Source organism: Aeromonas sp. 2692-1, from assembly GCF_013085505.1.
Lineage (GTDB): Bacteria > Pseudomonadota > Gammaproteobacteria > Enterobacterales > Aeromonadaceae > Aeromonas > Aeromonas hydrophila.
Map to the genome: position 1 here is coordinate 2,386,671 of NZ_CP038513.1, position 12,269 is coordinate 2,398,939.

Annotated in this window: 12 protein-coding genes; 5 read left to right on the plus strand and 7 right to left on the minus strand. The window is 60.2% G+C overall.

Annotated features, from left to right (window positions below):
• Positions 1-2 precede the first annotated feature (2 nt).
• The 4 genes from merF to merE are packed head-to-tail and all read left to right on the plus strand — an operon-like array spanning position 3 to position 2,506.
• The gene (gene merF, locus E5E97_RS11455; protein ID WP_000654684.1) at positions 3-248 is read left to right on the plus strand and encodes a mercury resistance system transport protein MerF; all 246 of its coding nucleotides are present in this window, start codon (positions 3-5) and stop codon (positions 246-248) included.
• Positions 245-1,891, plus strand: a complete 1,647-nt coding sequence (merA, locus tag E5E97_RS11460; RefSeq protein WP_000136268.1) for a mercury(II) reductase — start codon at positions 245-247, stop codon at positions 1,889-1,891. Before merF ends, merA begins: the two co-directional genes overlap by 4 nt.
• Before the next feature lie 16 nt (positions 1,892-1,907).
• Positions 1,908-2,273 carry a mercury resistance co-regulator MerD gene (merD, locus tag E5E97_RS11465; protein ID WP_003465059.1) on the plus strand — a complete coding sequence of 122 codons (366 nt, stop codon included), beginning with the start codon at positions 1,908-1,910 and terminating at the stop codon, positions 2,271-2,273.
• Positions 2,270-2,506, plus strand: a complete 237-nt coding sequence (gene merE / locus E5E97_RS11470; protein WP_001087809.1) for a broad-spectrum mercury transporter MerE — start codon at positions 2,270-2,272, stop codon at positions 2,504-2,506. The genes merD and merE overlap by 4 nt, the downstream gene beginning before the upstream one ends.
• Positions 2,507-2,558: 52 nt before the next feature.
• On the opposite strand, the gene E5E97_RS11475 is transcribed toward merE, so the two are convergent.
• From E5E97_RS11475 to E5E97_RS11500, 6 genes are all read right to left on the minus strand, one after another.
• The gene (locus E5E97_RS11475; protein ID WP_000904941.1) at positions 2,559-3,173 is read right to left on the minus strand and encodes a recombinase family protein; all 615 of its coding nucleotides are present in this window, start codon (positions 3,171-3,173) and stop codon (positions 2,559-2,561) included.
• Between the two features lie 60 nt (positions 3,174-3,233).
• Complete coding sequence (locus E5E97_RS11480) at positions 3,234-4,451, minus strand: TniQ family protein (RefSeq protein WP_026141237.1); 1,218 nt, start codon at positions 4,449-4,451, stop codon at positions 3,234-3,236.
• Positions 4,448-5,356 (minus strand): TniB family NTP-binding protein, encoded by a 909-nt coding sequence (locus E5E97_RS11485; protein WP_013124601.1) that lies wholly within the window; start codon positions 5,354-5,356, stop codon positions 4,448-4,450. The genes E5E97_RS11480 and E5E97_RS11485 overlap by 4 nt, the downstream gene beginning before the upstream one ends.
• A 2-nt stretch (positions 5,357-5,358) precedes the next feature.
• Positions 5,359-7,038, minus strand: a complete 1,680-nt coding sequence (locus E5E97_RS11490) for a DDE-type integrase/transposase/recombinase (RefSeq protein WP_013124600.1) — start codon at positions 7,036-7,038, stop codon at positions 5,359-5,361.
• Positions 7,039-7,219: 181 nt separating this feature from the next.
• The gene (gene lspA, locus E5E97_RS11495; RefSeq protein ID WP_017778766.1) at positions 7,220-8,296 is read right to left on the minus strand and encodes a signal peptidase II; all 1,077 of its coding nucleotides are present in this window, start codon (positions 8,294-8,296) and stop codon (positions 7,220-7,222) included.
• The gene (locus tag E5E97_RS11500; RefSeq protein ID WP_171280279.1) at positions 8,293-10,698 is read right to left on the minus strand and encodes a heavy metal translocating P-type ATPase; all 2,406 of its coding nucleotides are present in this window, start codon (positions 10,696-10,698) and stop codon (positions 8,293-8,295) included. Before E5E97_RS11500 ends, lspA begins: the two co-directional genes overlap by 4 nt.
• An 85-nt stretch (positions 10,699-10,783) precedes the next feature.
• Between E5E97_RS11500 and cadR the strand changes: the two genes are divergently transcribed.
• A complete protein-coding gene (gene cadR, locus E5E97_RS11505; RefSeq protein WP_005303894.1) occupies positions 10,784-11,203 on the plus strand; it encodes a Cd(II)/Pb(II)-responsive transcriptional regulator in 420 nt (139 codons plus the stop codon).
• A 186-nt stretch (positions 11,204-11,389) separates the two neighbouring features.
• On the opposite strand, the gene E5E97_RS11510 is transcribed toward cadR, so the two are convergent.
• Positions 11,390-11,800 carry an H-NS family nucleoid-associated regulatory protein gene (locus E5E97_RS11510; RefSeq protein ID WP_017778765.1) on the minus strand — a complete coding sequence of 137 codons (411 nt, stop codon included), beginning with the start codon at positions 11,798-11,800 and terminating at the stop codon, positions 11,390-11,392.
• Between the last annotated feature and the right edge of the window lie 469 nt (positions 11,801-12,269).

The following is a 12,269-nucleotide window of genomic DNA, read 5'->3' on the forward strand; positions in this document are numbered from 1 at the left end:
TCATGAAAGACCCGAAGACACTGCTGCGGGTCAGCATCATTGGCACAACCCTCGTGGCGCTGTGTTGCTTCACCCCTGTTCTGGTCATTTTGCTCGGTGTGGTCGGCTTGTCCGCGCTGACCGGCTATCTGGACTATGTGCTGCTGCCTGCGCTGGCGATTTTCATCGGCTTGACCATCTACGCCATCCAACGAAAACGCCAAGCCGATGCCTGCTGCACCCCGAAATTCAATGGAGTAAAAAAATGACCGAAATCACCGTGAATGGCATGACCTGCACATCCTGCGCCACCCATGTCAAAGATGCTTTGGAAAAGATTCCCGGCGTGAATGCCGCTGTGGTGTCCTATCCAGAAAGCCGCGCGCAAGTCATGGCAGACACCGCCGTGAGCCACAACCAACTGCTGGCCGCCATCGCCGCATTGGGTTATCAAGGCTCGATCCGGGTTGGTGATTTCAAAGATGAACCAAAAATCCGTGATGCACTTGAGGGCGCCGGTTTGCATATCGCCATCATTGGCAGCGGCGGGGCCGCGATGGCGGCGGCGCTGAAGGCCGTCGAGCAAGGCGCGACGGTCACGCTGATCGAACGCGGCACCATCGGCGGCACCTGCGTCAATATCGGCTGTGTGCCGTCCAAGATCATGATCCGCGCTGCCCATATTGCCCATCTGCGCCGGGAAAGTCCGTTCGACGGCGGTATTGCGGCAACTGTGCCTGCGATTGACCGCAGCAAACTGCTGGCCCAGCAGCAGGCCCGTGTCGATGAACTGCGGCACGCCAAATACGAAGGCATCCTGGACGGCAATCCAGCCATCACCGTTTTGCACGGTGAAGCGCGTTTCAAGGACGACCAGAGCCTGGTCGTCCGTTTGAACGAGGGTGGCGAGCGCGAGGTAACGTTCGACCGCTGCCTGGTCGCCACCGGTGCCAGTCCGGCCGTGCCGCCGATTCCGGGCCTGAAAGAGTCACCCTACTGGACTTCCACCGAAGCGCTTGTCAGCGACACCATTCCCGCACGCCTGGCCGTGATCGGTTCGTCGGTGGTGGCGTTGGAACTGGCGCAAGCCTTTGCCCGGCTCGGCAGCCAGGTCACGATCCTGGCACGCAGCACCTTGTTCTTCCGGGAAGACCCGGCCATCGGCGAGGCCGTGACAGCCGCTTTCCGCGCCGAGGGCATCGAGGTGCTGGAGCACACGCAAGCCAGCCAGGTCGCCCATGTGAACGGCGAATTCGTGCTGACCACCGGACACGGTGAATTGCGCGCTGACAAGTTGCTGGTTGCCACCGGTCGGGCACCGAATACGCGCAGCCTCGCGCTGGACGCGGCGGGGGTCACTGTCAATGCGCAAGGGGCCATCGTTATCGACCAAGGCATGCGCACGAGCAACCCGAACATCTACGCGGCCGGCGACTGCACCGACCAGCCGCAGTTCGTCTACGTGGCAGCGGCCGCCGGCACCCGTGCCGCGATCAACATGACCGGCGGCGACGCAGCCCTCAATCTGACCGCGATGCCGGCAGTGGTGTTCACCGACCCGCAAGTCGCCACCGTGGGCTACAGCGAGGCGGAAGCGCACCACGATGGCATCGAGACCGACAGTCGCACGCTGACACTCGACAACGTTCCGCGAGCGCTTGCCAACTTCGACACACGCGGCTTCATCAAGCTGGTCATCGAGGAAGGTAGCGGACGGCTCATCGGCGTGCAGGCGGTGGCCCCGGAAGCGGGCGAACTGATCCAGACGGCGGTGCTCGCCATCCGCAACCGCATGACGGTGCAGGAACTGGCCGACCAGTTGTTCCCCTACCTGACAATGGTCGAGGGGTTGAAGCTTGCGGCGCAGACCTTCAACAAGGACGTGAAGCAGCTTTCCTGCTGCGCTGGATAAAAAAAGGAGGTTTTCAATGAGCGCCTACACCGTGTCCCGGCTGGCCCTTGATGCCGGGGTGAGCGTGCATATCGTGCGCGACTACCTGCTGCGCGGATTGCTGCGTCCGGTGGCGTGCACCCCGGGCGGCTATGGCCTGTTCGATGATGCCGCCTTGCAACGGCTGTGCTTCGTGCGGGCGGCCTTCGAGGCGGGCATCGGCCTGGACGCGCTGGCGCGGCTGTGCCGGGCGCTGGATGCTGCGGACGGCGATGAAGCGGCCGCGCAGCTTGCCGTTCTGCGCCAGTTCGTCGAGCGTCGGCGCGAAGCGTTGGCCGATCTGGAGGTGCAGTTGGCCACCATGCCGACCGAGCCGGCACAGCACGCGGAGAGTCTGCCATGAACAGCCCCGAGCGCTTGCCGTCCGAGACGCACAAACCGATCACCGGCTACCTGTGGGGCGCGCTGGCCGTGCTCACCTGTCCCTGCCATTTGCCGATTCTCGCCATTGTGCTGGCCGGCACGACGGCCGGCGCGTTCATCGGAGAGTACTGGGGTATCGCAGCCCTCACGCTGACCGGTTTGTTCGTCCTGTCTGTGACACGACTGCTGCGGGCCTTCAAAGATCGATCATGAGCGCTTCCCATTGAGACAAACCACGCTGTCGCTACGTTGCCTCATGCCGGCATCAAATTCGGCTGAGTAGCTTCTCGCCATCTGGACGTAGCTCACCCTTGGGTGAAACATGCCGATACAGGGTCTGCCGCGTGACGCCAAGTTCCTGGCATAGGTCGCCGACCTTGGTCTCTGGCTGACCCATTGCCGCCATCGCCAGCCGCAGCTTGGCGGCGGTCATCTTGAACGGCCGGCCGCCTTTCCGCCCGCGCGCGCGGGCCGAGGCTAGGCCGGCAATCGTGCGCTCCGCGATCAACTCGCGCTCGAACTCGGCCAGGGCGGCGAAGATGCCAAAGACCAGCTTGCCGGCGGCGGTCGTGGTGTCGATGGCCGCGCCGTGCCCGGTTAATACCTTCAAGCCGATGCCGCGCCCAGTCAGGTCGTGCACGGTGTTGATGAGATGTCGCAGGTCGCGTCCGAGCCGATCCAGTTTCCACACGACCAGTGTGTCGCCAGTTCGCAACGCCTTCAGGCAGCTCGTCAAGCCGGGCCGATCCTCGCGCATGCCGGATGCCTGGTCCTCGTAAAGATGTACTGGATCGACCCCGGCGGCAATCAGCGCGTCGCGCTGCAAATCGGTAGCCTGGGAGCCGTCCGCCTTCGATACCCGCATGTAGCCTATCAGCATGTCGTACCTGTCACATATACGTTCGATTATGTGACAGTGTGCGCCGGAAAGCTCAGGCCGTCAAAAGTTGTCACTTAACCCGTCATTCTGTCTAAGACATGCAAAGGGTCCATCAGGCTCGTAATGTGACAGAAATTCCGGCGGGATGCCTTCCTTCACGAAGGTGGCTCGCAACCGTTCCAGGGAAGCTGGGTCGCGCCGACCATAGGAAGCCAACGCGAACAGCGAGCGTGCCGTCTCGGGGTTGTGCCGCGCTTCAATGATGGCTTCATCGATGGCCTGGACTGCACGTTGCCAGTGATTGACGGGTTCGGGCTTCGGCGCTTTCGCCGGCAGGCCACTGGTGAACTCGGTTTGGGGCTCGGACCAGAATAGCTTTGCATGCTCGCCAGGCGGGCTTATATCCCTCACCTCGATCAAGCTGATTGCCGTTGCCGCAGCCTCCAGCATCTGCAACCCTACTGCTAGGTTCAGGGTTTCATACGGTCGCCACAGACTTTGCCCAGCACGCAGCGGATACCCACAGCGTTCCCAGATCAGGCGGAGATACCCCGCGTAGGTTCCGCACGCCGAAAGCGGGGTGTTCAGCTCATCAAGCAGCGTGCGTAGCAGCCGAAACCACAATCCGGCGTGGATGCGTCGGCGCGGCAGCTCAACATGGCCGGTCGTCAGTGCCTGCCAGGTACGCCGGTCCATCGTCGCAATCGCGTCGCTGGCCGTGCGTGGGTCGGCGTCGGCGTTTTCCCAGCCGAGAAACCGCCCAGGCACGCCCCAATACGATTCCAGCCAGCACCCATGCAGCGGGCAGCTCAGCATCAGGGGCAGCTTCCACGCAAGCAATACGGCTTGGTTTGCCGGATTGTTCAGGCAGAGTGGACAGGCGCGATGTAATGGCTGGCTGGGCAGCCAGGCGCGCCAGCTCGTGATAGATCGCGTCCTACGGCGGAGTTTCGGCAGCAACACCGAGAGCTGGAACGTATAGGTTTCTAAAGCGCCAGGAATCTGATCATCAAGGCTGTCCAGTAACCAAGGCACCCAGCCGGCGAAACTCATGCAACGCAGCCGATCCAGCTCGATGCCGCTCCGCCGGGAGAGCATTGTCAGCAGCGACTGTGGTGGCGCGGTATCCATGTCATCAGCCTGGCCGTGACCAAGATCGTGCTCCAGCAGCTCGGACACTTCCATGTGATAGCAAAGGGCCACGCGGTTGAGCCACGAAGACAAGGCTTCGCCTTCTCTGGGAGCCGGATGCAGCGGCCAGCGCGGCGCTGGCTTCACATCAGTTCCCGCTCGAACTGTCGTCGCCGCTCGCTTGGGCCGGTGTAGTCGGCCATGCTGAGCGTGCGGTGGTTGATTGCTTCCTCACCGCTTTCCACGGCAGCGACAGCCGCCGCCATCAACAGGTGCGCCAGTTCGCCGATGGTGCCCTCGCAGCGTGTGAGCAGGTAGCGAGCCATGTCTAGCGTGGCAATCGACGAGGGGCGGCGCAGCGGGAGCGAAGCCGTGAAGCTGGCCAGCAGCGAGCAGCAATCATCGTTGGCCTCCCACACCGGCAGCATCATCGGCTCGAACCGATTTTCCAATTGGTCATCCGAGCGGATGGCCAGGTAGGCGTCGCGCGTGCCGACTCCGACCAGGGGGATGCGTAGCTCGTTGCCGAGGAAGCGCAGTAGATTGAGGAATTCCCGGCGGTTGACGCTGTTACCGGCCAAGACGTTGTGTAGTTCGTCGATCACCAACATACGCACACCGACCTTACGTAACAAGGCCAATGCCAATTGCTCCATTTCCGGCAACCGTGGGCGTGGGCGCAAGGGCGCGCCCATCGCAGCGAGCAGCGCGACGTAGAAGCGGATCACCGACGGCTCGGATGGCATCTGCACGACCAGCACCGGGATGTGCTCCTGGTCGGCGTCGGCACTGGCCGGATGCGTGCGCCGGAATTTCTCGACGATCATCGACTTGCCGTTGTTGGTCGGGCCAACCAGCAGCAGGTTGGGCATGCGTTGTTTGTTCGGCCACGCATACAAGGTTTCCAGCCGGTTCAGAGCCTCGACCGCACGGGGATAGCCGATCCAGCGGTCGGCGCGAAGGCGTTGGATGCGCTCGTCCGCCGGCAGCCGGGCCAATCCCTGCGCCGCCTGTAAGAGGTGCGACAGGTCGATGATGGGATATTCGTCCACGGCTACCACTCCTCAATCTGGTCGAAAGGTTTTGCCGGAGGCTGCTTGTCTGCCTGCGGGTCGGAAACATCAGTTTCCGGCGGCGTCGGCTTGTTCGGCGGAACCGACGCCTTGAGATGCTGGCGTCGATCCGTGTCGCGCCGCGCCTTGCGCGTGGCCTTCTGCGCGGCAGTCACGATCTCGCGCATCTGGCCGATCATGCGGAACAGCGCCGATTCATCCACTTGCTCGCGCCCTTGCTGACGCAATTTCGCCAGAGCTTGTCGTTGTTCCCACAGCGTGACCGCCGGGTGCGACAAGGTGCGGTAGGGGATTTCCAGGTAGTGCTGCCCTTCCGGTTCCAACACCCAGATACGGCTGATGTCGCGCGGGTCGCGCCGGATCAGGAACGCAGGCAGGCGGTCGCGCCGAGCTATCCACGGCTTGAGCGCATCGGCGTAGTAGTGGATGTGGTCGATGACGAAGCCGGTGCGGGTCAGCGTACGACGGAGGATGGGCAGGAAATCAACCAGGAACGCCGTGGCGCGGGTGACGACGGCCGGCACGCCGACACGCGCCACGGCCTCGGCCCACCGCGCCGCCGGTGGTTGAAGCAGGCCGTTGTGCACCGAACCGTGGTAGGTGCCTACCGCCAATGTGAGCCAGCGCTCCAGCTCGCGCAGCGTCAGGGCAGCCTTGTTTTCGGAATCGTAGTCGCCGCGCTGGTCCGGGTTGGAGAAGGTTGTTCCCGGTAGATCGTCGTGGATCATCTGCATCGCCGTGCCGATGATCCGTTCCACGATGCCGCCATAGTGCGGCTGTCCCAGCGGACGATAGTCCAGCCGGATGCCATGCTGCTCGCAACCCCGGCGCAGGGCCTCGCTCTTGAACTCGGCCGCGTTGTCCAGGTAGAGCAGCAAGGGCTTGCCGCTCATCGGCCAATCCATTTCCACCTTCAGCCCTTCCAGCCAAGGACGCTTGTCGCAGGCGACATGCACGAGGCACAGGCCAACCGAAACGGCAGACGGTGCTTCCAGCGTGACGACCATGCCGAGCACGCAGCGGGTGAACACGTCGATGGCGAGGGTCAGGTACGGGCGGCCAATCGGTTGCCGATCGCGCTCATCGACCACGATCAGGTCGATGACCGTATGGTCGATCTGTACCTGCTCCAGCGGCGCGGTCACGGCAGGAGGCTCGCCGCCAACACCTTGTAGGTCACGAGCGGCATCCTGGCCTTCCCGCCGGCGAATGACCTTGCGCGGGTCAAGGCTAGCGATCCGTAAGGCCACGGTATTGCGCGCCGGCACTCGCAGTTTTTGAGCCTTGCACACCTGAGTGACTTCGCGGTGAAAGGCCGCCAGGCTGCGCTTCTGCTTGGTCAGGAACCGCCTTTGCAGTAGCTCGCGGATGATGCGCTCGACCGGTTCCGGCAAGCGCCCCTTGCCTTTCCCGCCACCGGACTGGCCGGGCACCAGATCCGTCACGAGGCCGCTGCCTTGCCGGGCACGCCGGATCAGAACGTACACCTGCCGCCGAGATAAGCCCAGCGCCTGAGCCGCCGTATCGGCCGCTTCGTGCCCGACCGTCTCCGACTGCGCCAACGGGCCGATGATCTCCGCACGACGGCGCGCACGCTCCCAAGCCTCATCAGGCAGAGTGGCCACGCCTTGCTCGGGAATCCGTGGGGTGTCGGTCGCCATGCTCACCTCGCTTTGGTGCACACGAGTATTGAGCATAGTCGAGATTGGTGCAGATCACTTCTGATATTGGACTGTCAGGAGCTGGCCGCACAACAGCCGCCACACCTAATTAACTGGTGCATTCGTCTTCTGAAAATGACACATTTCGACTACGGCACTTGACGACAAGTTAGGGTATAGCTCAACCGGACAATTCGCCTTCGGCGGTTGCACCTCTTTGGATTACAACTGCCAAAAGCAAGCAGACGGCTCCGGCAGAAATTGTCACATCAGAGAGGTTGAAGGCGGGCCAGTGCGCGAGCCGCCAATGGAAGTCCAGGAAATCCACGACTTGTCCACGCAACACGCGATCCGCGACATTGCCGAGCGCACCACCAAGGATCAGGCTGTAGCCCGCCGCTTCGAGACGTGGCCGTTGCTGGCGCAGCATGCGTCCCAGCCAAACAGAAACGACCAGACCCAGCGCAATGAAGAAATAGCGTTGCCAGCCGCCAGCGCTGGCTAGAAAGCTAAATGCTGCGCCGGGATTCAGAACATAGACCAGGTTGAAGAATGGGGTGATTTCGACCTGTTCACCGTAGGCGAACGCGCGGGTGATGGCGAACTTCGCGAGCTGATCGATCATGACCGCACCGGCGGCCACCGCGTACCAGACCCAAACTGATGTGCGGCGAGCTGATTGCCACATAGGGGCGGCCAGCGGTATCAACCACCCGGCGAGCGCCGTGCAACTCAATCCAAGTCCCCATCCCGCGAGCACGTCAGCAGGGAAGTGCATGCCGGCTGCGATTCGTGACCAACCGACCAGCATGGCGTACAGCATTAAACCGAGACGACCACGGCGTCCCATCAAAGGCCAGAGCGCGCCGACCACCAGCGCGGTATAGGTGGAGTGTCCGCTGGGCAGGCTGTAGTGACGCTCGATGTTTCCGATCACGCTCACCATGTCGCCAAGGACGGCAGGCGGGCGTGGAAAGTCGAGCCAGAGCTTCAAGACGGTGGCGACCAGTAAAGCCAGCAAGAAGGCCACGCTAAAACCAATGAGGCGGTGCAAAACGACCGCGCCACGCGCCGGGTTGGTGGCCGACTTCGACCACCACCACAGACCCAGCATCGTCAGCGGCGCCGTCCAGTAACTTCCCACGAGGCTGAAGAACCACGCCAGCGGCCCCAGCGCGGCAGGCGTACCCGTGTTGATGGCTTGGAACAACGCGATGTTCAGGCCACCCCAGTCATAGAGAAAGAATTTCCAGCTCATCGGCGCAGCAGCCTCAAGCCATTGCCAACGACGAGCAAGCTGGCCCCCATATCAGCAAACACAGCCATCCACATAGTCGCTTGACCCGTGAAGGTAAGCACCAGAAATACTGCCTTGATGCCAAGGGCCAGCACGATGTTTTGCATCAGCACCTGCGCCGTCGCACGCGACAGGCGCACGAACGTCGGTATCTTGCACAGGTCATCGTCCATCAGCGCCACGTCGGCCGTCTCGATGGCGGTGTCCGTGCCAGCAGCTCCCATTGCAAAGCCAATGTCCGCTCGTGCCAAGGCCGGTGAATCATTGATGCCATCGCCAACCATGCCGACCTTGCCGCTTCGGGCCAATTGCTCAACTTCGCGCAGTTTGTCGTCTGGAAGCAGATTGCCTTCTGCACGGTCGATCCCGGCTTGTGCGGCAATGGCCTTTGCCGTGTGAGGGTTGTCGCCGGTCAGCATCATGGTGTTGATACCCATTGCATGCAACTCGGCGATGGCTCTCCTGCTACTGTCCTTGATGGTGTCCGCTACGGCGAATAAGGCATGAACCTCCTTTGCGCCGACCAACATCACGACAGTTTTACCTACGGTTTCCAGCGCCGCGATGCGCTGTTCCAGTTCTGGTGTGCATTGCCCCAACTCTTCGAGCATCCGGTGGTTGCCAAGATGGTAGACCTCACCGTTGATTTGGCCTTGCACACCCCGACCGGGCAGCGCATTGAATTCGGCCACTTCGAGCAAGGCAACCCCGTCCGTCTGCGCGGCCTGTGCCACCGCTTTGGATACAGGATGGTCTGAGCGGGCCGCCAGACTGGCAGCGATGCTGCGACTATCCGAGGCGAGCGCATTGCCCCATGCGACAAAATCGGTTTGTGCTGGCTTGCCGTGCGTGATCGTGCCGGTCTTGTCCAGTGCCAGCCAGCGCAGCTTGCGGCCTTCTTCCAGATAGACGCCGCCCTTGATGAGAATGCCGTGGCGTGCAGCGGCGGCCAAGCCGCTGACAATGCTGACCGGTGTAGAGATCACGAGTGCGCACGGGCAGGCGACAACCAGCAGAACCAATGCACGGTAAATCCAGTCGAGCCATGCCGCACCCATGAACAGCGGCGGCAGCAACGCGACGGCGATGGCAACGCCGAATACAACGGGGGTGTACCAGCGGGCGAACTGATCGACAAAACGTTGAGTCGGCGCGCGACTCCCCTGAGCGGCCTCTACCGCGTGAATGATGCGGGCCAGTGTGGAGTGACTGGCCACGGCGGTGACGCGGTACTCGAATGAACCGGATTCGTTGATGGTGCCAGCGAACACCGAATCACCGGGGGCTTTCTCGACCGGGAGGCTTTCGCCGGTAATCGGTGCTTGGTTGACGGTGGAGAAGCCTTCCACGACCTGCCCATCCAGCGCAATGCGTTCGCCCGGTCTGACCCGAACCCGGCTTCCAATGGCGACCTGTTTAGCGTTCACTTCGCACCATGTACCGTCCGGCTGCTGTACGGTCGCCTGTTCTGGCGCGAGATCAAGCAGGCCACGGATGGCGTTGCGAGCGCGATCCAGCGACTTAGCTTCAATCACTTCGGCCAGCGCGAAGAGCACCATCACCATCGCCGCTTCGGGCCAGTGGCCGATGAACATGGCACCTGTGACAGCAATCGACATCAGGGCGTTCATGTTGAGGTTACGGTTCTTGAGCGCGATCCAGCCCTTCTTGTAGGTGGACAGGCCTCCCGTCAAGACCGCTACAAGCGCCAGAATGACGACCGACCAATGATTGCCGTTGTGGAACCAGTAGACCGCTTCGGCCGCTGATGCGGCGATGAGGGAAATACCGAGTGGCCACCAGTTGGTCTGCGTTGTCACAGGGGACGCCGATGGCGACGCGGCCATGGCCTTGTCCTCGACCTGCGCCTCGAATCCGAGCGCTTGTAGTGCCACAAGCACATCCGGCAGAACCCCGTCAGCATGGCGTACCGACAACGTGCGCTGCATCAGGTTGAAATCGAGACCGGTAACCCCGGCCACGGTGCCGAGCTTGTTGCGGATCAATGCTTCCTCTGTCGGACAATCCATCTTGGCAATGGACAGCTTGGTTGTCTGCCCAGCCGACGCCTCATCCATGCGCACAGCTTGCATGCCGATGGCCTTCAGTGCCTGTTCAACGGGAGACAGCGAAGGCAATTCGTGCTGCACGGTCAAGGTACGCTGCATCAGGTTGAACTCAAGACCAACCACACCCGCCAGCCCAACCAGCTTGCCTCGGATCAGCGCCTCTTCCGTGGGGCAATCCATGTTCTCGATGCGGTACACCGCTTGAGCCGATCCGGTTGTCGGCGGGGCTTGTGTCGTGGATTGCATGATCGGCCCAGCCGAGCAGCCACACGCCTTTGAAGCGCATTCACTCATGGATAACTCCTTCAAATCTTCTGTACAACCTCCATTAAAAACTCTATAGTTACTATAGAGTCAAGTGATAAATGGAGATTGAGGCATGGAAATCAGAATTGGCGATCTAGCCAAGCGCTCTGGGTGCGAGGTCGTGACCATCCGCTACTACGAAAAGGAAGGGCTGCTGCCAAAGCCAGCGCGAAGCGGTGGCAACTTTCGGTTGTACAGCGATGTGCACATCGAGCGTTTGCAGTTCATTCGTCATTGCCGTTCGCTTGACATGACGCTGAGCGAAATCAGGATACTGCTGGGCCTACGAGATAACCCTGCTCAGGACTGCGGCGACGTCAATACACTACTGGATGCCCATATTCGTCAGACCGAAGATCGCGTCGAAGCGCTGTTGCAATTGAAGCGGCACTTGCTCTCGCTGCGTGAAAAATGCTCGGGCGCTCGACGAATAGAGGCATGTGGCATCTTGCAAGGTTTATCAGATTGCAATCATCCGGGATGCAACGCATAGCATGAGTTGTTTCGCACGCCGACATTGGCCTGCGATTTTGGATTCGTGAGCGGCCTGCCTAATTGGCATCGGAGAAGGTCGTGCGGCTGACTTCTGATATTCCGTGCAGTCGTCTTCTGAAAATGACAGTGCTCCTACTACAGATAGAATTAAAGGCCCACGCCGAGCTGGCATGGGCTCTCAGCATTAGATCAGGAAATCTTCCAGAGCCTTGCCAGCCGCAACAGCCTCTGCGATAGCCTTGGGCATGCGACCTTGACCCGTCCAGGTCTTCTCCTGACCGTCTTCGATGTATTTGTATTTTGCAGGACGAGGAGCGCGTTTGGCTTTGTTGGCTGAACCATCAGCTTTCGCTGGAGCCGCAGTACCAACCAGTTCGCTCGGATCGATGCCAGCCTCTTTCAACATCTCGGTAAACTCAGCCAGCTTTTGCAGGCGTTCTGCTGACTCTGCTCTGATTTTGCTCTCTTGCTGCTCACGTTCGGCATAGATTTCGTCAAATTTTTGCTTAGCCTCAACCAGCTGCTCATAAGACAGCTCACGCAGTACAGCTCGCAGACTGCGAATATTCATCAGTGTTTTCAAAAAATCGTTCATTGATAGCCTCATGTATCACATTTTTATATCAGGAAAATTATCTCTCAATCCCAGCATCAGCTCCACTATTTTTGGCACCAAGACGATTATAGAAATAGCATTCTTCAAAAAGACGTGAGCGAAATCGCGTTTGGATCTGCTTAGTGGCCTAGCTCCAATCTGCTATGAAACTTTGTAGCCAAAAACTAAATCTAGGTGGTAGTGAGCGTTGAGACCAACTCACCAGATGAGCCGATGAAGGGTCATGATCGGCTCACGAAATGAGCCGATTGGATAATATCATTGGCTCACAGAATGAGTCGATGATAAGAGATATTTCTCTCCACACAAACTAGAGTATGGGAGCATATTATTCATATTATTCATATTATTCATATTATTCATATTATTCATATTATTCATTATTCATATTATTCATATTATTCATATTATTCATATTATTCATATTATTCATATTATTCATATTATT

What these genes read in the sequence shown, in the direction of transcription:
- merF (WP_000654684.1), top strand. Translation starts at nt 3, where the DNA reads ATGAAAGACCCGAAGACACTGCTGCGGGTCAGCATCATTGGCACAACC.
- merA (WP_000136268.1), top strand. Translation starts at nt 245, where the DNA reads ATGACCGAAATCACCGTGAATGGCATGACCTGCACATCCTGCGCCACC.
- merD (WP_003465059.1), top strand. Translation starts at nt 1,908, where the DNA reads ATGAGCGCCTACACCGTGTCCCGGCTGGCCCTTGATGCCGGGGTGAGC.
- merE (WP_001087809.1), top strand. Translation starts at nt 2,270, where the DNA reads ATGAACAGCCCCGAGCGCTTGCCGTCCGAGACGCACAAACCGATCACC.
- E5E97_RS11475 (WP_000904941.1), bottom strand. Translation starts at nt 3,173, where the DNA reads ATGCTGATAGGCTACATGCGGGTATCGAAGGCGGACGGCTCCCAGGCT.
- E5E97_RS11490 (WP_013124600.1), bottom strand. Translation starts at nt 7,038, where the DNA reads ATGGCGACCGACACCCCACGGATTCCCGAGCAAGGCGTGGCCACTCTG.
- lspA (WP_017778766.1), bottom strand. Translation starts at nt 8,296, where the DNA reads ATGAGCTGGAAATTCTTTCTCTATGACTGGGGTGGCCTGAACATCGCG.
- E5E97_RS11500 (WP_171280279.1), bottom strand. Translation starts at nt 10,698, where the DNA reads ATGAGTGAATGCGCTTCAAAGGCGTGTGGCTGCTCGGCTGGGCCGATC.
- cadR (WP_005303894.1), top strand. Translation starts at nt 10,784, where the DNA reads ATGGAAATCAGAATTGGCGATCTAGCCAAGCGCTCTGGGTGCGAGGTC.
- E5E97_RS11510 (WP_017778765.1), bottom strand. Translation starts at nt 11,800, where the DNA reads ATGAACGATTTTTTGAAAACACTGATGAATATTCGCAGTCTGCGAGCT.